Origin of the sequence: Mesorhizobium australicum, assembly GCF_900177325.1 — a bacterium.
Classification (GTDB): Bacteria; Pseudomonadota; Alphaproteobacteria; order Rhizobiales; family Rhizobiaceae; genus Mesorhizobium_A; species Mesorhizobium_A australicum_A.
This window is the reverse complement of record NZ_FXBL01000004.1, coordinates 760,178-782,187: the sequence shown is the minus strand read 5'-3', so window position 1 is coordinate 782,187 and position 22,010 is coordinate 760,178. Positions and strand designations below refer to the sequence as shown.

The window sequence follows — 22,010 nt, the reverse complement described above, 5'->3', positions numbered from 1 at the left end:
CCGGGAGGACGTCCCCGATTCTCACGGGTTCGTTACAAAGATGTAATCTTGGCGCCCTTGAATCGCCACGTTCAGGGACCCAAATCACGGTCATCGGCAATTAACGCCGAGTTCGGTTGAAGGCCCGTCCCCCGCCTATACCGGACACTGCGGCAGCCTCATCCCCCCTCTCCGGGCTGCCGCATCGTTTCGAGTAAGGCCGCCACGGAACCCCCCTCCACCGTGGCGGCCATTTTCGTTTCAGGACTACGGCCCGGAAGATCGGTGCTGTTGTGCGGGGTCTCGCGCCGGTGCATGCTGCGGCCTCGCAGGAGCCCAGCCCATGAATGTCGCCGCGCGCCGTATCGGTTCCAACATCACCCATTTCGACCAGCGCATCGACCTTGCGGCGGCGCTACGCTGGACCGCGCGGCTCGACATGCACGAGGCTGTCGCCAATCATTTCTCGCTCGCCGTCAACGACGACGGCACGCAGTTCCTGATCAATCCGAACATGGTGCATTTCAGCCGGGTGCGCGCCAGCGACCTCGTGCTGGTCGACGCCAACGATCCGCGCACCATGGAGCGCCCGGACGCGCCGGACCCGACCGCCTGGGGCTTGCACGGCTCGCTGCATAGACTCGTGCCGCACGCGCGCTGCGCCATGCACGTCCATTCGCGCTACGCCACCGTGCTCGCCTCGCTGGCAGATTCGCGCTTGCCGGCGGTCGACCAGAACTCGGCGATGTTCCACAACCGCGTCGTGGTCGATGACGGCTATGGCGGCCTTGCCTTCGAGGAGGAGGGTACGCGTTGCGCGAAGCTCTTCGCCGATCCGAAGATCAAGACCATGGTGATGGGCAATCACGGCCTGCTCGTCATCGGCCAGACCGTCGCCGACACATTCGACCGACTCTACTACTTCGAGCGCGCCTGCGAGAACTACGTCAAGGCGCTGTGGACCGGCCGGCCGCTGCGCTTCCTGTCCGACGAGGTGGCCGAGACGGTCGCCAGCCAGATGGACGCCTACCCGGTCGCCACCGCTGCGCGCCACCTCGACCAGCTCAAGCTCATCCTCGACGAGGAAGGCTCGACCTACCGCGACTGACGCCGCTCAGTCTGTAGGCAACAATTCATCGCAGCCCTTTCCGGAAACGCGCTGGCCGATCCGCATGTCGAGGTGGAAGTTTTCGCAGAACTGTGGAAAGTGCTGTCGTGGAGCAAAAAGACCGGGCGGCGGCCCGCCGCGGGACAATGAAACAACGGGAGTATCGAGATGGGTAAGCTTCTTGCAGCGATCGCCTTCGGCCTGGCGGTCGGCGTGTCCGGCCTGGCGATGGCCGAGCCGCTGAAGATCGGCATGATCACCACATTGTCAGGCGGCGGTGCCGGCCTCGGCGTTGACGCGCGTGATGGCTTCATGCTGGCGATCAAGAAGGCCAACGATGCGGAGATCACCGTCGTCACCGAGGACGATGCGATGAAGCCCGAGATCGCGGTGCAGATCGCAGACAAGATGATCCAGGCCGAGCAGGTCGACGTTCTGACCGGCATCATCTGGTCGAACCTCGCAATGGCGGTCGTTCCCAATGCGGTCGCCCAGGGCAAGTTCTACCTGTCGGTCAATGCCGGCCCGTCGCCGCTCGCCGGCGAGAAGTGCAACCAGAACTACTTCAACGTCGCCTACCAGAACGACAACTTCCACGAGGCCGCCGGCAACTATGCCCAGCAGCAGGGCATCAAGAAGATGTTCATCCTGGCGCCGAACTATCCGGCGGGCACGGATTCGCTCAATGGCTTCAAGCGCTACTACAAGGGAGAGCTGGCGGGCGAGGTCTATACCCAGCTCGGCCAGACCGACTATGCCGCCGAGATCGCTCAGATCCGCGCCTCGGGCGCCGATTCCGTATTCTTCTTCTTGCCGGGCGGCATGGGCATCGCTTTCATGAAGCAGTACGCGCAGTCGGGCGTTGGCATTCCGGTCATGGGCCCCGGCTTCTCCTTCAGCCAGGACGTGCTGCCGGCGATCGGCGACGCGGCGATCGGCGCGAAGAACACCGCCTCCTGGGCGCCCGATCTCGACAACGCGGCGTCCAAGGCTTTCGTGGAGGCGTTCAAGGCCGAATACAACCGCCTGCCCTCGATCTACGCCGCCCAGGCCTACGACACGGCGAACCTGCTGATCGCGGCCAAGGGCAAGGCCAGCGTCAAGGACGCCGACGCCTTCCGCGCCGCGCTCAAGGCAGCCGAGTTCGACAGCGTCCGCGGAAAGTTCAAGTTCAACACCAACAACCATCCGATCCAGGACTTCTACGTGCGCGAGGTCTACAAGGACGGCGACGGCGTGCTGACCAACAAGATCGTCGGCACCTCCTTCACCGACCACGGCGACGCCTACGCCGAGAAGTGCAAGATGTAAGGCACCGGGCAGTCGCACCCGATGCTTCAGGCCTGCCTCAACGGGGGACGCGTCCGCACTGCGGCGGCACGCGTTCCCCTGACACCGTCCGAACTGGCGGCGGATGCCATGGCATGCCGCGATGCCGGAGCGGAAACCCTTCACGTTCATCCGCGCAATGCCATGGGCGCCGAAAGCCTTGCACCAGGCGACGTCGCCGCGGCGCTCGTCGCGATCCGCGCGGCCGTGCCCCATATGCCCGTCGGCATCAGCACCGGCACCTGGATCGCACCGGGCGGCCGGGCGCGTCACGAAGACATGGCCGGCTGGACCGCCCTACCCGACTACGTCTCGATCAATCTCAACGAGGACGACGCACCCGAAATCATGGAGATGATGGCCGGGCGCGGTATCGGCATCGAGGCTGGAATCTGGTCGGTGGCGGACGCGGAACGTTTCACGGCGCTGCCCGACCCGCCGCCGCCCCTGCGCATCCTGATCGAGATGCAGGATGTCGAGCCGCAGGCGGCGCTCGACGAAGCGGACAGGGTGTTACGCATCCTGGCCGACCGGGCGATTGCCGCACCGATCCTGCTGCACGGCTCCGGCCGCAGCGCCTGGCCATGTGTCGGCGAGGCGGCGCGGCGCGGCTGCGACACGCGTATCGGCTTTGAGGACGTGCTGGTGCTACCGGACGGCAGTCCGGCCAGGGACAATGCTGCACTGGTAAGCGCCGCCCACGCCATTATGATCCGTGCCGCGCCACCTCGATGACCGCGGCCCTCGTCATCGAACAGTTCCTGAACGGCCTGCAGCTCGGCGTCATGCTGTTCCTGATGGCGGCCGGGCTGACGCTCATCTTCGGCGTCATGGGATTGATCAACCTCGCGCACGGCTCGCTCTATATGGTCGGTGCGTTTGCCTGCGCCACGGTCGCGGCCTGGTCCGGCTCGTTCTGGCTCGGCTTGATCGCCAGCCTCGCGGCGGCAGCCGCCGCGGGCGCGATCGTAGAGGTGACGGTCATCCGCAAGCTCTACGAGCGCGACCATCTCGACCAAGTGCTCGCCACCTTTGCACTAATCCTCGTCTTTTCCGAGGGTACGCGGTGGCTGTTCGGCTCGTTCCCGCTGTATCTCGACATCCCGCCGGCTCTGACCGGTGCGGTCGCGCTGCCGGGCGGCGTGCACTATCCGTTCTATCGGCTGGCGATCATCCTCGTTGGCCTCGCGGTCGCGTTTGGGCTCTACCTGCTCATCTCGCGCACCCGGCTCGGCATGCGCATCCGCGCCGGCGAGAGCGACCGCGAGATGATCGGCGCGCTCGGCGTCGATATCCGAACGCTCTACACGATGGTCTTCGCGCTCGGCGCCGCGCTCGCCGGCCTCGCAGGCGCGATGGTGGGAGCGCTGCAGTCGGTGCAGGTCGGCATGGGAGAGCCGGTGCTGATCCTGGCCTTCGTGGTCATCGTCATCGGCGGCATCGGCTCGATCAAGGGCGCCTTCCTCGGCGCGCTTCTGGTTGGGCTGGTCGACACGATGGGCCGCATCTTCCTGCCGCAGTTGCTGACGGCCCTGCTCGGCCCCGCCCAGGCCGCGAGCCTCGGCGGCGCGCTGTCCTCCATGCTGATCTACATCGTCATGGCGGCAATCCTGGCGTTCCGGCCCAAGGGCCTGTTCGCGACGGGGGCGCAATGACCCGGGAACGCCTCCTCACCCTCGCGCTCCTCGCCGCCCTGCTCGCGCTCCCCTTCGCGACGCAGGCCGCTGGCTACCCGTTCTACACCACGCTGGCCACCCGCATGGCGATCCTCGCTCTCGCCGCGGTCGGCCTCAACATCGCGCTCGGCCTCGGCGGCCTCGTCTCTTTCGGCCATGCCGCGTTCTTCGGCATCGGCGGCTACGCGGCCGGCATTGTCGCAACGCACGCGATGAACGCAGAACCGCTTCTCGGCATGGACATTCCGGCCTCGATGCCGCTCGTCTGGCTTCTCGCAGCCCTCGCCGCCGGCGTCGTCGCCGTCATCACCGGCGCGATCAGCCTCAGAACCTCCGGCGTCTACTTCATCATGATCACGCTCGCCTTCGCGCAGATGATCTTCTACTTCGCCGTCTCCTGGAAAGAGTACGGCGGTGAGGACGGGTTGTCGATCGCGCTGCGCAACGGCTTTCCCGGCCTCAATACCGCCGTGCCGCGCGACCTTTTCCTGATCGCCTTTGGCCTGCTCCTCGCCGGCCTCCTGGTTTTCTGGCGCATCCGCGTCTCGCGTTTCGGCGCGGCTCTCCAGGCGGCGCGGCAGAACGAGCTGCGGGTGGCCGCCGTCGGCATCGAACCGTTTCCGATCCGGCTCGTCGCCTTCGTCCTGTCGGCCATGATCACGGCCGTGGCCGGTGCGATGTTCGCCGAGCTCAACCGCTTCGCCAGCCCCTCGATGCTCGCCTGGCCGATGTCGGGCGAGCTGATCGTGCTGATCATTCTCGGCGGCACGGGCCGGCTCGCGGGGCCGGTCGCAGGCGCGATGCTCTACGTCATGCTGGAATACTGGCTCGGCTCCATCACCGAGCGCTGGCAGTTCTTCCTTGGCCTGATGCTGCTCGGGGTCGTGCTCTTCGCACGCGGCGGCATCGTCGGCCTGATCGCCGGAAGGGCTCGCCATGACTGAGCCGGTCCTTGAACTGCGCAACCTCTCGAAGAGTTTCGGCGCGCTCAAGGCGACCGACGATGTCACCCTCGACCTTAAACCCGGCGAGATCCACGCGCTGATCGGCCCCAACGGCGCCGGCAAGACGACGCTGATGCACCAGATTTCCGGCGCGCTGAAGCCCGACACCGGCTCGATCCGCTTCCTCGGGCAGGACATCCTGCCGCTCGGTATCGCTGCCCGCGCCCGTCTCGGCCTCGGCCGCACTTTCCAGGTGTCGTCGCTGATCCCGGAATTCTCGGCGCTGCGCAATGTCATGCTGGCAGTTCAGGCACGGCAGGGCTCGAGCTTCCGATTCGTGCGCAGCGTCATGCACGACCGCGGCCTGCTCGACGCCGCGGGCGCTGCGCTGGACCGCGTCGGACTGTCGGCCCGCGCGTCTGTACGGGCGGCGGAACTCTCGCATGGCGAGCGCCGCCAGCTCGAAATCGCCATTGCCATTGCGCTCGGCGCGAAGGCCTTCCTGCTCGACGAGCCGATGGCCGGCATGGGGCCGGAAGGCTCCCGCGCGCTGACGACATTCCTCGACAGGCTTCGCGCCGAGGCGCCGATCCTTCTGGTCGAGCACGACATGGACGCCGTCTTCGCGCTCGCCGACCGTGTTTCGGTGCTGGTCTATGGCCGTGTCATCGCCAGCGGTTCCGTCGCGGACATCCGCGCCGATCCGGCCGTGCGCGAGGCGTATCTGGGAGACAGCGCATGACGCTCCTCTCCGTCCAGCGCCTCGAAGCCTCCTACGGCGCGAGCCAGGCGCTGTTCGGCGTCGACCTCTCGGTCGGCGAGGGCGAGGTCGTGGCGCTGATGGGGCGCAACGGCATGGGCAAGACCACCACGATCCGCGCCGTCTGCGGCCTGATGCCGAACCGCTCCGGCGCGATCTCCTTCGCCGGCCGCGACGTGATCCGCGAGAAATCCTTTCGCATCGCCCGCCTCGGCATCGGTCTGGTGCCGGAAGGCCGTCGCTGCTTTGCCAACCTCACCGTGCGCGAAAACCTGCTCGCCGCAGCCCGGCCGGGCAAGTGGACGCTCGACACAATATCCGGGCTCTTCCCCCGCCTTGGCGAGCGCGAGGGGCAATATGCCCGCACGCTGTCCGGCGGCGAGCAGCAGATGCTCGCCATCGGCCGCGCGCTGATGACCAATCCCCGCCTGCTGATCCTCGACGAGGCGACCGAGGGCCTTGCGCCCGTCATCCGGCAGGACATCTGGCGCGCCATCCGTTCGCTCAAGACCAATGGAGAATCCATTCTGGTCGTCGACAAGACGATGTCGGAGTTGCTACCCGTCGCCGACCGCTGCGTGGTGCTCGAAAAGGGCGCCGTCGCGTGGACCGGACGGCCGGACGAGCTGACCGCGCAAGTGCAGGATCGCTATCTCGGCGTCTGAACCGGGAAGCGGCGGCCGGTCCACCGGCCAAGGGAAGGAAACGTAGGCATGAGTGCACACCCTTCGCTCGCGAAGGCCGCCTTGTGGATGGCGGGATGGCTGACCCTGATGCTGCTGATGAGCGTCGCCGGGCGGGCTGCGACGATCGAGATCGACGTGTTCCAGATCATGGAGCTGCGGGCCCTCATCGGGCTCGTCCTGCTCTGGCCGCTGGTTCATGCGGCCGGCGGGCTGCGCGCTATGCGCACGAGCGTCATCGGCCAGCATGTCGGCCGTAACGTCGTGCATTACTTCGCCCAATATGCCTGGCTTCTCGCGCTGACGATGATCCCGCTGGCGCAGTTGATCTCGATCGAGTTCACCATGCCGGTATGGACCGCGATCTTCGCCGGGCTCTTCCTCGGCGAGCGCATCGGTGGGCTGAAGATCGCCTCGATCGTGCTCGGCATCCTCGGTGTTGCCATCATCGTCCGGCCCGGCCTCGACCATGTCGCGCCCGGCCAGTTGATCGCTCTGGTCATGGCCGTCGGCTTCGGCATCTCGGTAACGATGGTCAAGGGCCTCACGCGGCATGACAGCGTCGTCAGGATCATGTTCTGGATGCTGGTCATCCAGGGCCTGATCGGTATCGTGCCGGCGCTCTGGGTGTGGCGTTGGCCGTCCGCCGAAACCTGGGCCTGGATCGCCGTGATCGCCGCCTGCGGCACCTTCTCGCACTACTGCATGGCTAAAGCGATGACCTATGCCGACGCGACCGTCGTCATCCCGATGGATTTCCTGCGCGTGCCGCTGTCGGCGGCGCTGGGTTACCTGCTCTACAGCGAAATGCTCGACGCCTGGACAGTCGCGGGAGCCGCGATGATCCTGTTCGGCAACCTGCTCAACCTCCGGGGCGCCGCACCGCCAAAGGCGGCCGCTACCGGCTGAAAAGGTCGGGATTATCGGACGCGAAGCTCGCGAGCAGCGTGTCGACATTGTCGAGGTGGCGGCGCATCGCGTCGGCCGCGCCCTCGCTGTTGCCGGCCCGGATCGCCTCTACCACGGCGGCGTGCTCCTCGAAGGTCAGCTCCATCCGGTGCAGGCTGCCCAGCATGCGGCGCACCCGGTCGAGGCCAGCCCGAGCGGCGTCGATCGTCGCGGTCACATAGGGGTATCCCAACTCCTGCTGCAGGATCGAATGGAACTCGATGTCGAGGTTGTAGTAGGCGGTGTCGTCGCCTGCCGCGAGGGCCGCGCGTTGCGCGGCGATGTTCTCGTCCAGCCGGGCCATCGGCGGCGGGGTGCGTCGCGCGAGCTCTCGCACGGTCTCGGCCTCCAGCGCCCTGCGGATCAAAAGGTTCTGCCGGACGTCCTTCAGGCTGATGCGGCTTACCCGCGTGCCGCGCTGGGGCAGCACCTCGACGAAGCCCTGCCGCGCCAGCTGGCCAAGCGCCTCCGACACAGGAAAGCGCGACACGCCCAGGCGCTCGCAGACGAGGTTCTTGTCGACGAATTCGCCGGGCCTCAGATGACGATGGACGATCGCGTCGCGCAAAGCGCCGTAGACGCGCTCCGTTGTCGAACCACGTCCGGTTCGTTCGAGCGGCTGGAGGAAACTATACATGCGGGTAAGGACCCACCATTTCGACCGCTGGAACCGACTTCAAATTGCGTGACCCGCCCTGCTTCGGATAGTGAGCCACGTCATATCACATTCCCGGGCCACGTAGGAAACCCCTCCGGAAGGCGCAGTCCATGGCGGAAGAACTCCTGCTCCGGTCAGGCCAGACCGAAGCGCGCATATCAAGCTTCGGCGCGGAGCTGACCGGCCTTTGCCATCGCGACCACGGCGATCTCCTCTGGCGCGGCGATGCCCGGTGGTGGGACCGGTCGAGCCCGATCTTGTTTCCTGTGGTCGGGCGAAGCGCCAATGACCGGATCAGGGTGGGTGAAACATCCTATCCAATGCCGCTGCACGGCTTCGCGCATTCGATGGAGTTCGAGGTGGTGGAGCGCGAAGCGGATCGTTGCCTGCTGCGGCTCGCGGATTCCCCGGCTACGCATCTCCACTACCCGTTCGCCTTCGTCCTCGACATTGCCTACGGTCTCGCGGAGGAGATCCTGACCGTCGTGGCGACGGTGCGCAATCCGGGCGGTGCGATCCTTCCCGCGAGCTTCGGCTTCCACCCCGGCTTCCGCTGGCCCCTGCCGTCCAGCCCCGCGAAGCACGGCCATCGCCTCGTCTTCGATGCCGACGAGCGACTTGAGATCTTCCGTGCCCGCAACGGGCTGATCCTTCCCGAAAGCTCCGTTCTCGATGTTAGGGGTGGCGTCTTGGCGCTTTCCGAGCAACTGTTCGACCAGGGCGCGATGGTGCTGAGATCCCTGGACAGCCGCCGCGTCCGCTTCGAGGCGCCCGGCGCGCCGCTCGCGATCGAGATCGGCTTTCGCAACCTGCCCTTTCTCGGGGTCTGGATGAAGCCGGGCGCGGATTTCCTCTGCATCGAGCCGTGGGCCGGCCATGCCGATCCGCAAGGCTTCGATGGCGACATCTTCGCCAGGCCCGGCATCGTCCCAATCGCGCCGGGCGATACGATCGCCTTCGCGATGGATATCGCGCTACGGGGCTGACCTTCCGCGCGGTATGCCGATCATGTCGAGATCGCGGCAGCCGCGTCCGCGCACGCGCTCTTACCGACATACGCCCGATACAAATCCTCGCGATTTTCCAAGGGCATAGGCATCATGTGTCCCAAGGGAAGATTGTGCCGCAAATATTCCCACATTGCCGCCAATCAATCTTGGCGACTTTGCCTGAAGAGTATTTGATGGCTTTGGGGCTTTGACGGCAGAGGGCGGGCGGCTTCGCAGGTCGCACCCGCGGGAAAGAAACGTCTCAGGAGGTACGAACTTGCAGATGATCAGGACTCTGACACGCGGGCTGGCGCTCCTTGCGCTCGCCGGCACCACGGCGCTCGCGGCCTTTCCGGCCGCTGCGCAGAACGCGGGCGAGCGGCCCGAGCTCTCGCCCATGAGCCGCGTCACCGAGGCGCGCGCCAAGGCGGAAGACGACCGCGTGGTCGGCGGCTACGCCACCGAGCAGGGCGAATATCCTTTCCAGGTCGCTCTGCTGTTCAGCGGCTCGCTGGATGCATCGACCGATTCGCAGCTCAACGCCCAGTTCTGCGGCGGCAGCCTGATCGCTCCCGACTGGGTGCTCACCGCCGCGCACTGCCTCGTGCAGGCCGGCGCGCCGATCGGCGCCGAGACGGTCGTGGTCCTCACCGGCGCGACCGATCTCGCCGAAGGCACCCGGCATGAGGTCGAGAAAATCATCGTCCACGAGGGCTACGACCCGTATGCGCTGGACAACGACATCGGCCTGATGAAGCTCAAGACCAAGGCGACCGAGAAGCCGGTCAAGCTGACCAAGGCCGACGTCGAGGACGGCCACGTCACCGTCACCGGCTGGGGCCGCATGGAGAACGGCGGCTTCCCGCGCAACCTGCTCAAGGCGCAGATGCGGCTGTTCCCGAACGCCACCTGCAATTCGGGCATCAAGAGGATCTACGGCGAGGATATGAAATACGTCCTCTCGCGCTACATCGGCCGCTTCCGCATGTCGGAAGACGCTCTGGACCAGCTCGGGCCGGCGCTGGAGCCTGCCATGGGCGATCCGCTCACCGGCAACATGGTCTGCGCCGGCGAGCCCGACGGCGCGCGCGACGCCTGCCAGGGCGACAGCGGCGGTCCGCTGTTCTCGGAGAGCTCCGCCGGTTCGGTCCAGATCGGCATCGTGAGCTGGGGCGAGGGTCCGCTCGACGCCGAGATGCCTTGCGGTCATCGCAACGCCTACGGCGTCTACACGCGGATCGCCAAATACACGGATTGGATCTCGCAGAACGCCGGCGTGCGCTGAGCGCGGTGGCTGGAAGGATGGTCGCGGGCGGCTTCGGCCGCCCGCTGTCGTTCAGGGCACAGCCGAGATTCGGTCGGTTCCCAATTCATTCAAATTTTACCCTAATTCGAACGATCCGTTCACTACCGGAACGATCGGGCGCAGGATGAGTTCACCTTTCCGAACGAGAGGTTTGGACCATGACCAAAGGCAGCAGAGGCAGAGGGGGCGAAGACGATCTGTCGGCGCTGATCCGCGATCAGCTGCACGACACCGGGAACCGTCAGTTCCTGTCGCGCCTGCCCGTCTTCCGCCCCGACACGAATACCAGCGAAGTCTTCGGGGAATACCTTCAAAGACTTGACCGCGCCGAGGCGAAGTCGTCTCGAAGCCGGATATGAAAACGGCGCCGTTTGGGCGGCGCCGTCTTTAGGGTGGGGCTGAAGCCCCGATTACACGTCGTCGAGAAGACCTTCCGAACCCTTGCCACGCTTCGCAGGCTTACGCTGCTCAGTCGGAGCAGGCGTGTTGCGCGAGCGCTCCGACATGAAGCGGTCGAACTCCTGCTGGTCCTTCGCGCGGCGCAGTTCGCGCGCATAGGCATCGAATTCGGCCAGCGTCTCGTCGAGCTTGCGACGTTCCTCGGCCAGGCGCTCCAGTTCCTTCTCGCGCCAGTCGTCGAAAGCGACGTTGCCGGTGCGGGCGTGGGACTTCCAGGAGCCGGCCTTGCGGCAGGAGCCGAAGATGCGGTCCGTCGCGCCATTCACGTCGCGCTTGAAGCCGTCAAGCCGGTCGCCCCAGATGATGTAGGCGAGCATGGCCAGGCCCAGCGGCCAGAACACCATGAAGCCGATCACCATGAGAGCAATGGTCGCCGGCGTCCAGGCCGGACGGATCAGTGCAGTCGTGTTCATCAGTTTCTGTTCCTTCGTTTACCGGCAACCCACCCGGCTGCCTTGAATTCGAAATGGCCCCGGCCACCCCCCGATTCAAGACTCTGCAATGTAAAGTTACGTAAAGCGGTCGGCGCGCGCCGCGCTACGGACAGGCGCTCAGGGCAACTGCGCCGCCGCAGTGTCCTTCGTTCCTCGTGCCGGCCCGGTGTCGCGGAAGTCATTGCGAACGCGCGGCAGTGCGCGCGGATGGTCCTGTGCCAACCAGGACACAAGTTGCTCACGGACTTCGCAGCGGAGGTCAAATGCCTTGCCGGCGCTGGGCGCACTTGCCAGGATGCGGATCTCCATCACCGTCTCACGAAAATCGGTGACCTGGACGGCAAATACCCCGCGGTCCCAGTTCTTCGACGCGGCCACGATCTCCTTCGCCTTTTCGCGGACGGCATCGACCGGCGTCGTATAGTCGAGATAGATCATCACACTGCCCAACAGGCGCGCATCCTGGCGCGTCCAGTTCTGGAATGGCTGTTCCATGAAGTAGTTGAGCGGCACGATCAGGCGGCGAAGGTCCCAGATGCGCACGACGACGTAGGTGGCCGTGATCTCCTCGATGTTCCCCCACTCGCCTTCGACAATCACCGCGTCGTCGATCCGGATCGGCTGCGTCAGGGCGAGTTGCACGCCGGCGAACAGGTTCTTGAGCATCGGCTGCAGGGCCAAGCCAACCACGATGCCCGCCGCGCCTGCGGAAGCGAGCAGGCTGACGCCGTACTGGCGCACGGGGTCGAACGTCATCAGGATCGCGGCGAGCCCGATCACCAGCAGGATCGTGTCGGCGACGCGCAGCAGGATGCGGGACTGCGTGACATGCTTGCGGGCGAGCATGTTGTCCTCGACGTCGATCTGGAAGCGCTTCAGGTGCAGTTCGGTCCACAGATTGAGGGCCGTGCGCGCGAGCCAGACGACCACTGTGATGAAGCCGGCAAGCAGAATGTGACGGATGAAGGTCTGTTCGGTCTGTGTCAGGGGGGCGACGGTGGACGCCGCCGAGAGGGCGAAGATGAGCATAACGAGCCGAAGCGGCCCGCGCATCCTCGTCAGCAACCGGTCGAAAAACACGGCGTAGCCACCGAGCAGACGCGTGAGTATCCGGTAAGCGACCGCGTGCGCGAACCATGCTGCGGCCAGGGCGAGAGCCACGATGATCAGTGTTTCGGCCCAATCCGGAAGGAACAGGCCCATCTGGTGAAACGGGCTTTGTTGCATCGCAACACAAGCTTAGCGCCCGGGGGCTCAGCTTCAACCCCCAAATCCCTTTTAGCGGCGCAATTTGCCGATACCGAATACGATCAGGCCGGCAAGCAGTCCCCAGAAGGCGGAGCCGATGCCCGCCATGACGAGGCCGGAGGCGGTCGCGGTGAATGCAGTGATCGCCGGAATGCGCTCGCTCTCCTCCTTGAGCGCGATGCTCATGGCGTTCACAAGCGGCGCCATCAGGCCAAGCCCGGCGACAAGGGCGATCAGCGACGGGGGCAACACAGCGAAGATCGCAACGAGCGAGGCGCCGAAGAGGGCGAACAACAGGTAGAACAAGGCATAGAACGGTCCCGTCTTCCAGCGTTCGGCCGGGTCGGGATGCACGTCCGGACCGGTGCAGATCGCCGCCGAGATCGCCGCGAGGTTGGTGGTAAGAGCGCCCAGAGGGGCGGTGAGGAGCGAGACCAGGCCTGTCGTCGCGATCAGTTCGCCTGCCGGCGGCTCGTAGCCGGCGGCCTTGAGAACGGCAAGTCCCGACAGGTTCTGCGAAGCCATGGTGACCAGGTAGAGTGGTATTGCCAGACCGACGAGTGCCGCGGTGGTGAACTGCGGCGCGATCAGCGTGATGGTCGACAGTTCCGGCGTCGGCAGGTCGCCGACACGTCCCAGAAGCACGGCCAGCACACCGCCACCGACCAACACTGCCAACACCGAGAGGGCCGGGTTGAACAGGCGGATGACGAAGAAGGCCGCGAGCAGGGGCAGGATGAGCAGCGGGTCCACCGCCACCGTCTTGAACGCGCCCGAAACGAAAGTGACGACGATGCCGGCCAGCATGCCCGACGACACGGAGGCCGGGATACGCGAAACGAGCCGGGTCAGCGGCCCGAACAGCCCGGTCGCGATCAGAAGTATCGCGGTGACGAGAAAGGCTCCCACTGCCTCGGCCATGGTGAAGTCCGTCGAGGCGGCGATGAGGGCGGCGCCCGGCGTCGACCAGGCGCTGATCACCGGCATCCGTGTCTTCCAGGACAGGTATGCCGTCTCGACCGTCATGGCGAGGCAAAGGGCGGTGACCATGCTGGCCGTCTCCGCATCGGTCGCGCCGACGGCCCTCGCGGCGGCGATGATCAGCGCGAGCGTGCCGCCGAAGCCGACGACCGCGGCGACGAAAGCCGAAGCGGGAATCGACAACCGCATCAGCCAGCCACCTGCCTGGTCATGCCCTCGACCGAACGCAGGATGAGGTCAATGTCCTGCGGGCGGGAGAGGCGGTGGTCGCCGTCGCGGATCAGCGAAAGCGTGACGTCGCAGACGGGCAGGTGCCGCAACAGCTTCTCGGCGTGGGTGTAGGGCACGTCCGGATCGTTCATCCCCTGCAGGATATGGACCGGACATCCCGTTTCGATCAGCCCGTCCAGGACCCGATTGCGCCGACCGTCCTCGAACAGCCCTTTCGTGTAGATGTTCGGTTCCGGCGAATATTCGGACGGTTCTGACAGGTAGCCCTTTTCCTCGATCTCGCGCCTCTGCGCCTCGGTCAGTTGCGGCTCCATCAGCTCCACTGTGAAGTCCGGCGCCGGCGCGAGCAGGATGAGGCCTGCGATCCTTTCGCCCTCGCCTGCCTTGCGCAGTTCCTGGATCATCCGCAGCGCGATCCAGGCTCCCATCGACGAGCCGACGAAGATCTGCGGTCCGGAGGTGAAGCGGCGGAACACTGCGAGACTCTGCTCCAGCCAGAGCGAGATCGTCCCATCCTCGAAACGGCCACCCGACTCGCCGTGGCCGGAATAGTCGTGGCGCAGGCAGGCATGGCCGGTGCGCCCGGCCCATTCGTCCAGCGCCTGCGCCTTGGTGCCCAGCATATCCGACCGGTAACCGCCGAGCCAGACGAGACCCGGCGCACGGCCTTCCCGGCGACGGACCGCAATTGAATCTCCAGCGACCCCTATATGTTCCAGATCCATATCCAAGGCAGGTCTCCGTCAGACCCGGCGTTCTGACATAGGAGATGTCGGGAGGAAAGCCGTCGCGGACGGCCTCCACATTGGTCCAGAACCGACGCGGCCGCTGTTTTTTTCACCGCATTGTGGTATTGAACCCGCGAAGCGGATAACACATCTGCCCTTTCCACCGGCGTCACGCCCGCGCCGGCACACCCTTAGTGACAACGATCGAGGAGATCACGACCATTCGCAGACCTTTCAAGGCAGCGGCCCCCACGAAGGAGGGACCACGCTCCAACCGTGACATCCGGGTTCCCCGGGTTCAGCTTATTGACGAAACAGGCGCCAATCGCGGCAACGTCTCCATCCAGGAGGCGCTCCAGATTGCCGAGGACGCCGGCCTGGACCTCGTCGAAATCTCTCCCAATGCCGAGCCGCCGGTGTGCAAGATCACCGATCTCGGCAAGCTGAAATACGCCAGCCAGAAGAAGGCGGCGGAAGCGCGCAAGAATCAGAGGGTCATCGAGATCAAGGAGATCAAGATGCGCCCGAACATCGACACCCATGATTACGAAACCAAGATGAAGGCGGTTCGCCGCTTCTTCGAGGAAGGCGACAAGGTCAAGCTGACGCTTCGCTTCCGCGGCCGCGAGATGGCGCATCTCGAACTCGGCATGGAACTGCTGAACAAGGTCAAGGCCGAGGTCGAAGGCATCGCCAAGGTCGAGGCAGAGCCGAAGCTCGAAGGCCGCCAGATGATGATGGTGCTGTCGCCGAAGTGATCCTTCGGCGGCCGCGCGCCGCAAAGCCCCGACATATGGCCGAATCGGTATTGCTCTTTTGCGGGCGCATCTGTATAAGGCCGCGTTCCAAACCGCCCGGCAGGGCATGCCGTGGCGGTTTTGTATGCTTTCCGGACACTGGTCCGTCCGGAGCAAAAATAAGCGCAATCAAGCGCACCGAGAAGGATAGCAAAATGCCCAAGATGAAGACCAAGTCGGCCGCCAAGAAGCGGTTCAAGATCACCGGCACTGGCAAAGTGCTGTCGGCAGCCGCCGGCAAGCGCCATGGCATGATCAAGCGTTCCAACAAGTTCATTCGAAATGCCCGCGGCACGATGGTTCTGGCTGAACCGGACGGCAAGAAGGTCATCAAGAATTTTCTTCCGAACGGCCTCTGAGCCGCGTCGGACCTGGAACAGATTTAAGGAGATCATGACATGGCACGCGTAAAGAGAGGCGTTACCGCCCACGCCAAGCACAAGAAGGTCCTGGACGCCGCGAAGGGCTTCTACGGCCGCCGCAAGAACACCATCCGCACCGCCAAGCAGGCGGTCGAGAAGTCGATGCAGTATGCCTACCGCGACCGCAAGGTCCGGAAGCGCAACTTCCGCGCCCTGTGGATCCAGCGCATCAACGCCGCGGTTCGCGAGCACGGCCTGACCTACGGCCGCTTCATCGACGGCCTCAACAAGGCGGGCATCGAGATCGACCGCAAGGTTCTGTCGGACCTCGCCATCCACGAGCCGCAGGCCTTCGTCGCGCTGGTCGCCAAGTCGAAGACCGCGCTCGAATACCTCAAGGACGGCATGCCGAACGAGTTTGAAGGCGCAGTCGCTTAAACGACCAGCGTTTTCCCAGGACTTCAGGCAACACCAATTGGGAAACCCGCGCTGGCAGGGCTGGCGCGGGTTTTTTCATATCCGGAACGATGGACAGGACACAGAGCGAAACTGACGAGGAACTGAGCCCGGCGGGCCTTGAGGCCCTGCTGAAGCTCGTCGTCGCGTCCGAGCGCAGCCGTGTCGGCTCCGTCGAGGTCGACGGGCGCACCGTCTGGATCAAGCGCTACGGCGTCGAGGCGCGCAGCGCCGCGAAATGGCTGCATCGCGTGATCTCGCCGCTCATGCCGCTGCCCTTCCTGCGCAGTTCCCCGGCCGCCTCCGCCGCAGGTCTCGCCGCGCGCGAGATGCGCAAGGCCGCCGCCTTCCGGGCCGCGGGATTTCCGACGGTGACGATCTTCTATGGCCAGGGCGACGTGATCGCCATGAGCGATGCCGGAACGATCGTGCAGGAAGAGATCAACCGCCTTCGGCGCAACGCCCCCGAGCGCCACGACGATATGCTGGTCGCCTGCGCCGAAGCCATCGCGCGCGTTCATCTCGCGGGCCTCTGCCATGGCAGGCCCCATCCGCGCGACATGCTGGTCAAGGGGCGCATGTTCGGCTTCCTCGATTTCGAAGAGGAGCCGGAGGCCTCGATGCCGCTCGAAACGGCCCAGGCACGCGACGTCTGGCTGCTGTTCCTGCAGATCGCCGGGCAGGCGCTGCGGCCTGAAACGCCGAAGCGCGCCTTCGCCGCCTATCGCCAGATTGCGCCGCCGGCGGTGATCCGCGAGCTGCGCTCCGTGGTCGGCTTCTTCTCGCTGTTCAGCCCGCTGCTGCGTATCCCGGGCCGCTTCTTGGGCCGTGACGGGCAGCGCATGCTTGCCGGAACCAGCTTCCTCAAATCCGCCTTGTCCAAGGATGAGGCATCCCATCCGAACCTGCCGGGCCCGACCGGCGAACTGCGGAAATCGAGCCATGACTGAGATCGACACAATCGAAAAGACGCTCGCCGATCAGATTGCTGAGGCGGCGGACGAGGCGACGCTGGAGGCCGTGCGGGTCGCCGCTATGGGCAAGAAGGGGTCGGTCTCCGAACTTCTGAAGTCGCTTGGTTCGATGACCCCGGAAGAGCGGCAGACCAAGGGCCCGGCGATCAACGGGCTGAAGAACCGGATCACCGAGGCGCTGAGCGCCCGCAAGGCTGAGTTGAAGGACGCCGCCACGACCGCCCGGCTCGCCGCCGAGAAGGTCGACGTGACGCTGCCGGTGCGCCAGTCGCCCGCCGAGCGCGGCCGCATCCATCCGATCAGCCAGGTGATCGACGAGATCGCCGCGATCTTCGGCGACCTCGGCTTCTCGATCGCCGAGGGTCCGGACATCGAGACCGACTACTACAACTTCACCGCGCTCAACTTCCCCGACGGTCATCCCGCCCGCGAGATGCACGACACGTTCTTCTTCAATCCTGACGAGAACGGCCACCGCAAGCTCCTGCGCACGCACACCTCGCCGGTGCAGATCCGCACCATGGAGGCGCAGCAGCCGCCGATCCGCATCGTCATCCCGGGCAAGACCTACCGGCAGGATTCCGACGCCACCCACTCGCCGATGTTCCACCAGGTCGAGGGCCTGGTCATCGACAAGTCGGCCAATGTCGCCAACATGAAGTGGGTGCTGGAGGAGTTCTGCAAGGCCTTCTTCGAGGTGCCGCAGGTGAAGATGCGCTTCCGCCCGTCCTTCTTCCCGTTCACCGAGCCGTCGCTGGAAGTCGACATCCAGTGCGACCGCTCCCGGCCAGGCGAGGTGCGCTTCGGCGAAGGCTCCGACTGGATGGAGATCCTCGGCTGCGGCATGGTCCACCCCAACGTGCTGCGCGCCGGCGGGCTCGATCCTGACGAATACCAGGGTTTTGCCTGGGGCATGGGCATCGACCGTATCGCCATGCTGAAATACGGCATGCCGGATCTGCGCGCCTTCTTCGACGCCGACGTCCGCTGGCTGCAGCACTACGGATTCAGGCCGCTCGACATGCCGACGCTGTTCGGCGGGTTGAGCAGCTAGCTATGCCGACGCTGCTGATCGAGGCCGGATTTCGCTTCCATTTCTTCTCCGGCGACTGGAACGAGCCGCCGCATGTTCATGTCGAAGGGAAGGGAACGCAGGCGAAGGTCTGGCTTCGGGATCTACGGATAGCGAAACGCGGCGGGTTCAGCGAACCGGACATGCGTCGTATAATGACGATAGTCGAAGAGCATCAGGGACAGTTTCTGGAGGCATGGAATGACTTCTTCGCCTGACTACCCGGAAAAGGATCGCCCCGTGGAGGCATGGTGCGATCTTCATGAACTTCATGTTCGGCTGTCTGATGGACGCCACGTTTCGACACCGTTGTGGTGGTATCCGCGCTTGCTCAACGCTACGCCGGCCCAGCGCAACAATGTAAGGCTGATGCTCAATGGGGTGCATTGGCCGGACGTGGACGAAGATCTGTCAGTCGACGGAATGCTGAATGGACGCAAGGCCCGCGGAGCTGTCGCCCCGTCGGTGGCCGCAGAGTAACGATCGAGACTTCTGATGAAACTCACTCTCTCCTGGCTCAAGGACCACCTCGAGACCGACGCCTCGCTCGCCGAGATCGTCGAGCGTCTCACCTCGATCGGCCTCGAGGTCGAGCATGTCGATGACAAGGCGGCGCTGAGGCCGTTCGTGATCGCCAAGGTTCTGTCCGCCGAGAAACATCCGGATGCCGACAAGCTGCGCGTGCTGATGGTCGATACCGGCTCGAGCGATCCGATCCAGGTCGTCTGCGGCGCGCCGAATGCGCGCGCGGGGCTGGTTGGCGCGTTCGCCGCGCCCGGCACCTATGTCCCCGGCATCGACACGACGCTTGGCGTCGGCAAGATCCGCGGCGTCGAGAGCCGCGGCATGATGTGCTCGGAGCGCGAGCTGCAGCTCTCCGACGAGCACAACGGCATCATCGACCTGCCTGAGGATGCGCCGGTCGGCCAGTCTTTCGCCGCCTACGCGCATCTCGACGACCCGGTCATCGAGATCAACCTGACGCCGAACCGCCCCGACGCGACCTCGATCCACGGCATTGCCCGCGATCTCGCCGCCTCCGGCCTCGGCACGCTGAAGACGCCTCCGGTCGCGCCGGTCGCCGGCACCAGCGAATGCCCGGTCAAGGTGACGATCGCCGATCCGGACCTGTGCCCCGGCTTCGCGCTGCGGCTGGTGCGCGGCGTCAAGAACGGCCCCTCGCCGAAGTGGATGCAGCAGCGGCTGATCGCCATCGGGCTGCGCCCCATCAACGCGCTGGTCGACATCACCAACTATCTCACCTTCGACCGAGGCCGGCCGCTGCACGTCTTCGACGCGAAGAAGGTCGCCGGCAACCTCGTCGTCCGGCGGGCGGCAGCGGGAGAAAAAGTGCTCGCGCTCGACACGTTCGAATACGAGCTGACGCCCGAGATGTGCGTGATCTCCGACGACAACGGCGTCGAATCGATCGCCGGCGTGATGGGCGGCGAGCACTCGGGCTGCGACGAGAACACCACCGACGTGCTGATCGAGTCGGCGCTCTGGGCACCGCTCAACGTCGCCCGCACCGGACGCTCGCTCGGCATCATCACAGATGCGCGCTACCGGTTCGAGCGCGGCGTCGACCCCGAATTCATGGTGCCGGGCCTCGATCTCGCGACCAAGCTCGTGCTCGACATCTGCGGCGGCACCCCGACCGATGCGGAAGTCGTCGGCTATGCCGGCTATTCGCCAAAGCCGATCATGTTCCCGGTTCTGGAGGTCAAGCGCCTCACCGGCATGGACGTGCCCGGCGAGGAGAGTGCGGCGATCCTGGAGAAGCTCGGCTTCGTCGTCTCAGGCGGCGGCTATTTCTACGACGTCACCGCGCCGTCGTGGCGGCCGGACATCGACGGCAAGGCCGATCTCGTCGAGGAGGTCATGCGCATGCGCGGCGTCGACCAGATCGCGCCGCAGCCGCTGACCAGCCACGACGCCGTCAACGGAAAGATCCTGACGACGCTGCAGATCCGCACCCGCGCCGCGCGCCGGGCGCTTGCCGTACGCGGCATGATGGAGGCGGTCACCTGGTCGTTCATCCCGGCGAAACATGCCGAGGCGTTCGGTGGCGGCCAGCCGTCGCTGAAGCTCGCCAACCCGATCGCCGCCGACATGTCCGACATGCGCCCCTCGCTGCTGCCGGGGCTGGTCGCGGCCGCGCAGCGCAATGCCGACCGCGGCATCTCCGACGTCGCCCTGTTCGAGGTGTCGGGCACCTATGAGGGCGATACGGCCGACGCGCAGCGCCGCGTCGCCGCCGGCATCCGCCGGGGAACGGCGAAGCTGGAGGGTTCGGGCCGCATCTGGTCCGGCAATGCCGGCGCTGTCGGCGTGTTCGACGCCAAGGCGGACGCCTTCGCCGCGCTCGAAGCCATCGGCGCGCCGATCGACCGGCTGACCGTCGAGGCCAGTGCGCCGGGCTGGTATCACCCCGGCCGCTCTGGCGTCATCAAGCTCGGCCCGAAGACTGTGCTCGGCCATTTCGGCGAGTTCCACCCCAAGACGCTGGAAACGCTCGACGTCGACGGACCGCTGTGCGGCTTCGAGGTGTTCGTCGACGCGGTGCCCGAGCCCAAGGCCAAGCCCACCCGCACCAAGCCGAAGCTGGAGCTCTCGGCCTTCCAGGCGGTAAAGCGCGACTTTGCCTTCGTGGTGGACCGCGCCGTCGAGGCCGGCACGCTGGTGCGCGCTGCGCTGGGCGCCGACAAGAAGCTCATCACCGGCGTCAACGTCTTCGACGTGTTCGAGGGTGCTGCGATCGGCGAGGGCAAGAAGTCGGTCGCCATCGAGGTCGCCATCCAGCCGGTGGAGAAGACGCTGACGGACGAGGACTTCGAGGCGCTCGCAGGGCGGATCGTCGAGAACGTCAAGAAGCAGACGGGCGGGGTGCTGCGGGGATAAGCCGGCACCCCTTCCTCCTCCCCGCTCGCGGGGAAAGGTGCTTGGACGGCGGATGGGAGGCGTAGCGCGATGTCTCGAAAGTTCACGCTGCCCCTCACTGTCCTGTCGGACATCAGGCGGGACCCGCTGCCTGCGGCAGCTCCTACCCGTTCGAAGCCTTTCGTCATGCCACCGGCATGACGAATCGCCTGCGGTGACCGGCTTCTCACCCCCGTGAACGGGGAGAGGAACGCAATTCTTTCGGCCGCGCGAGATCGTCGACCGCAGCGCACTTTCTCGCGGACGAAAGCAGGATCGATCTGGGGCATTCACCTATCTTGCGTGAGTGCAGGACAAGCGCCTTTCAGGACGTGTCGCGCAGCTCGACCGGCGAGACGGCGGCGGTTGCACGCCTTTGCATGAGCCCGGCGAGGTGCGACAGGTCGCCGTCGCCGGACGTCCGATCGAAGAGCAGAAACGCCAGGCGGCCGAGCTGCGTCGCCATCGCCTGCACGATCAGCGCCAGCGCGCGCAGCGACGCGGCGAGGTCGAGCGCGTCGGCCGGCGCGGTGCCGTAGCGAAGTATGGGCAGCGGCGGCCAGAGCCGTCCCGTGCCGTTGCGGCCGGCATGGGCGAAGTGGTTCCGGACCTCGGCATCGGCATGCCAGAGCGCCCACAGCACCTGCCAGCGCACCCACGGCGAGCGGCCGGCGGCCTGTTCGGCAAGCCCGGCGAGCGAGATCAGCCTCGCCACGATGCGGCCCAACACCTCCTGCTTCCTCCCCGCCTTCGCCCTCCAGCCCATCACCGGCTCCCGTTTGACCGGACATAGTGTCGGGCATGCTGGAGGGGTGGGGATAGAAAAACTGGGGGCGCTAACGGGAACAAGGGGTTAGTGGGAAACGGGCGGAAATCGATCCATCGGATGGGCATCCAGGACCGACCGCTGAGGCTCTCTCGAGACGGCGCACACCGTTCGCGATCGTCATCCCGACGGCCGAAGGCCAG

The 22,010-nt window shown here is 65.7% G+C and carries 25 protein-coding genes; 19 read left to right on the top strand and 6 right to left on the bottom strand.

The genetic code is table 11. The features are described from left to right. Nucleotides 1–322: 322 nt before the first annotated feature. The 8 genes from B9Z03_RS06130 to B9Z03_RS06095 all read left to right on the top strand — a co-directional run bounded on the left by B9Z03_RS06130 (nucleotide 323) and on the right by B9Z03_RS06095 (nucleotide 7,388). On the top strand, nucleotides 323–1,087 hold the full coding sequence (locus tag B9Z03_RS06130; protein WP_085463380.1) for a class II aldolase and adducin N-terminal domain-containing protein: 765 nt from the start codon (nucleotides 323–325) through the stop codon (nucleotides 1,085–1,087). A 168-nt stretch (nucleotides 1,088–1,255) separates the two neighbouring features. Beyond that, a complete protein-coding gene (locus tag B9Z03_RS06125) occupies nucleotides 1,256–2,398 on the top strand; it encodes an ABC transporter substrate-binding protein (RefSeq protein WP_085463379.1) in 1,143 nt (380 codons plus the stop codon). A gap of 21 nt (nucleotides 2,399–2,419) precedes the next feature. After that, nucleotides 2,420–3,151, top strand: a complete 732-nt coding sequence (locus B9Z03_RS06120; RefSeq protein ID WP_085463378.1) for a 3-keto-5-aminohexanoate cleavage protein — start codon at nucleotides 2,420–2,422, stop codon at nucleotides 3,149–3,151. Continuing rightward, nucleotides 3,148–4,071 carry a branched-chain amino acid ABC transporter permease gene (locus B9Z03_RS06115; protein WP_085463377.1) on the top strand — a complete coding sequence of 308 codons (924 nt, stop codon included), beginning with the start codon at nucleotides 3,148–3,150 and terminating at the stop codon, nucleotides 4,069–4,071. The genes B9Z03_RS06120 and B9Z03_RS06115 overlap by 4 nt, the downstream gene beginning before the upstream one ends. Further along, complete coding sequence (locus B9Z03_RS06110) at nucleotides 4,068–5,036, top strand: branched-chain amino acid ABC transporter permease (protein ID WP_085463376.1); 969 nt, start codon at nucleotides 4,068–4,070, stop codon at nucleotides 5,034–5,036. Before B9Z03_RS06115 ends, B9Z03_RS06110 begins: the two co-directional genes overlap by 4 nt. Continuing rightward, the gene (locus tag B9Z03_RS06105; protein WP_085463375.1) at nucleotides 5,029–5,778 is read left to right on the top strand and encodes an ABC transporter ATP-binding protein; all 750 of its coding nucleotides are present in this window, start codon (nucleotides 5,029–5,031) and stop codon (nucleotides 5,776–5,778) included. Before B9Z03_RS06110 ends, B9Z03_RS06105 begins: the two co-directional genes overlap by 8 nt. Continuing rightward, a complete protein-coding gene (locus B9Z03_RS06100; RefSeq protein WP_085463374.1) occupies nucleotides 5,775–6,461 on the top strand; it encodes an ABC transporter ATP-binding protein in 687 nt (228 codons plus the stop codon). Before B9Z03_RS06105 ends, B9Z03_RS06100 begins: the two co-directional genes overlap by 4 nt. Before the next feature lie 48 nt (nucleotides 6,462–6,509). Next, nucleotides 6,510–7,388: a DMT family transporter gene (locus B9Z03_RS06095; RefSeq protein WP_085463373.1), complete on the top strand. Its 879-nt coding sequence runs from the start codon at nucleotides 6,510–6,512 to the stop codon at nucleotides 7,386–7,388. On the opposite strand, the gene B9Z03_RS06090 is transcribed toward B9Z03_RS06095, so the two are convergent. Then, complete coding sequence (locus B9Z03_RS06090; protein WP_085463372.1) at nucleotides 7,378–8,064, bottom strand: GntR family transcriptional regulator; 687 nt, start codon at nucleotides 8,062–8,064, stop codon at nucleotides 7,378–7,380. The two genes, B9Z03_RS06095 and B9Z03_RS06090, sit on opposite strands and share 11 nt — an antisense overlap. A gap of 131 nt (nucleotides 8,065–8,195) precedes the next feature. Between B9Z03_RS06090 and B9Z03_RS06085 the strand changes: the two genes are divergently transcribed. The 3 genes from B9Z03_RS06085 to B9Z03_RS06075 all read left to right on the top strand — a co-directional run bounded on the left by B9Z03_RS06085 (nucleotide 8,196) and on the right by B9Z03_RS06075 (nucleotide 10,739). Further along, complete coding sequence (locus tag B9Z03_RS06085; RefSeq protein WP_085463371.1) at nucleotides 8,196–9,071, top strand: aldose 1-epimerase family protein; 876 nt, start codon at nucleotides 8,196–8,198, stop codon at nucleotides 9,069–9,071. A gap of 286 nt (nucleotides 9,072–9,357) precedes the next feature. Continuing rightward, on the top strand, nucleotides 9,358–10,359 hold the full coding sequence (locus tag B9Z03_RS06080) for a serine protease (protein WP_085463370.1): 1,002 nt from the start codon (nucleotides 9,358–9,360) through the stop codon (nucleotides 10,357–10,359). Nucleotides 10,360–10,538: 179 nt separating this feature from the next. After that, complete coding sequence (locus B9Z03_RS06075) at nucleotides 10,539–10,739, top strand: hypothetical protein (protein ID WP_085463369.1); 201 nt, start codon at nucleotides 10,539–10,541, stop codon at nucleotides 10,737–10,739. 51 nt (nucleotides 10,740–10,790) lie between these two features. Here the strand turns inward: B9Z03_RS06075 and B9Z03_RS06070 are convergent, their stop codons facing one another. From B9Z03_RS06070 to B9Z03_RS06055, 4 genes are all read right to left on the bottom strand, one after another. Then, nucleotides 10,791–11,252 (bottom strand): DUF2852 domain-containing protein, encoded by a 462-nt coding sequence (locus tag B9Z03_RS06070; RefSeq protein WP_085463368.1) that lies wholly within the window; start codon nucleotides 11,250–11,252, stop codon nucleotides 10,791–10,793. A gap of 138 nt (nucleotides 11,253–11,390) precedes the next feature. Continuing rightward, a complete protein-coding gene (locus tag B9Z03_RS06065; RefSeq protein WP_244561671.1) occupies nucleotides 11,391–12,476 on the bottom strand; it encodes a mechanosensitive ion channel family protein in 1,086 nt (361 codons plus the stop codon). A gap of 75 nt (nucleotides 12,477–12,551) precedes the next feature. Next, the gene (locus tag B9Z03_RS06060; protein WP_085463366.1) at nucleotides 12,552–13,691 is read right to left on the bottom strand and encodes a benzoate/H(+) symporter BenE family transporter; all 1,140 of its coding nucleotides are present in this window, start codon (nucleotides 13,689–13,691) and stop codon (nucleotides 12,552–12,554) included. After that, nucleotides 13,691–14,458 carry an alpha/beta hydrolase gene (locus tag B9Z03_RS06055; RefSeq protein ID WP_085463365.1) on the bottom strand — a complete coding sequence of 256 codons (768 nt, stop codon included), beginning with the start codon at nucleotides 14,456–14,458 and terminating at the stop codon, nucleotides 13,691–13,693. The genes B9Z03_RS06060 and B9Z03_RS06055 overlap by 1 nt, the downstream gene beginning before the upstream one ends. 224 nt (nucleotides 14,459–14,682) lie before the next feature. On the opposite strand from B9Z03_RS06055, the gene infC reads away from it, so the two are divergent. From infC to pheT, 8 genes are all read left to right on the top strand, one after another. Next, nucleotides 14,683–15,219, top strand: a complete 537-nt coding sequence (infC, locus tag B9Z03_RS06050) for a translation initiation factor IF-3 (RefSeq protein ID WP_085467521.1) — start codon at nucleotides 14,683–14,685, stop codon at nucleotides 15,217–15,219. A gap of 194 nt (nucleotides 15,220–15,413) precedes the next feature. Beyond that, complete coding sequence (rpmI, locus tag B9Z03_RS06045) at nucleotides 15,414–15,617, top strand: 50S ribosomal protein L35 (protein ID WP_006201248.1); 204 nt, start codon at nucleotides 15,414–15,416, stop codon at nucleotides 15,615–15,617. A 39-nt stretch (nucleotides 15,618–15,656) separates the two neighbouring features. Continuing rightward, the gene (gene rplT / locus B9Z03_RS06040) at nucleotides 15,657–16,058 is read left to right on the top strand and encodes a 50S ribosomal protein L20 (protein WP_085463364.1); all 402 of its coding nucleotides are present in this window, start codon (nucleotides 15,657–15,659) and stop codon (nucleotides 16,056–16,058) included. Between the two features lie 89 nt (nucleotides 16,059–16,147). Next, nucleotides 16,148–17,026, top strand: coding sequence for a BUD32 family EKC/KEOPS complex subunit (locus B9Z03_RS06035; RefSeq protein ID WP_085463363.1), 879 nt, complete (start codon nucleotides 16,148–16,150; stop codon nucleotides 17,024–17,026). Beyond that, complete coding sequence (gene pheS, locus B9Z03_RS06030; RefSeq protein ID WP_085463362.1) at nucleotides 17,019–18,104, top strand: phenylalanine--tRNA ligase subunit alpha; 1,086 nt, start codon at nucleotides 17,019–17,021, stop codon at nucleotides 18,102–18,104. The genes B9Z03_RS06035 and pheS overlap by 8 nt, the downstream gene beginning before the upstream one ends. 2 nt (nucleotides 18,105–18,106) lie before the next feature. Next, on the top strand, nucleotides 18,107–18,340 hold the full coding sequence (locus tag B9Z03_RS06025) for a DUF4160 domain-containing protein (protein WP_085463361.1): 234 nt from the start codon (nucleotides 18,107–18,109) through the stop codon (nucleotides 18,338–18,340). Further along, on the top strand, nucleotides 18,324–18,602 hold the full coding sequence (locus B9Z03_RS06020; RefSeq protein WP_085463360.1) for a DUF2442 domain-containing protein: 279 nt from the start codon (nucleotides 18,324–18,326) through the stop codon (nucleotides 18,600–18,602). Before B9Z03_RS06025 ends, B9Z03_RS06020 begins: the two co-directional genes overlap by 17 nt. A 15-nt stretch (nucleotides 18,603–18,617) precedes the next feature. Continuing rightward, the gene (gene pheT / locus B9Z03_RS06015; protein ID WP_085463359.1) at nucleotides 18,618–21,023 is read left to right on the top strand and encodes a phenylalanine--tRNA ligase subunit beta; all 2,406 of its coding nucleotides are present in this window, start codon (nucleotides 18,618–18,620) and stop codon (nucleotides 21,021–21,023) included. A gap of 343 nt (nucleotides 21,024–21,366) precedes the next feature. Here the strand turns inward: pheT and B9Z03_RS06010 are convergent, their stop codons facing one another. Next, nucleotides 21,367–21,807 carry a hypothetical protein gene (locus B9Z03_RS06010; RefSeq protein ID WP_085463358.1) on the bottom strand — a complete coding sequence of 147 codons (441 nt, stop codon included), beginning with the start codon at nucleotides 21,805–21,807 and terminating at the stop codon, nucleotides 21,367–21,369. Nucleotides 21,808–22,010: the final 203 nt, after the last annotated feature.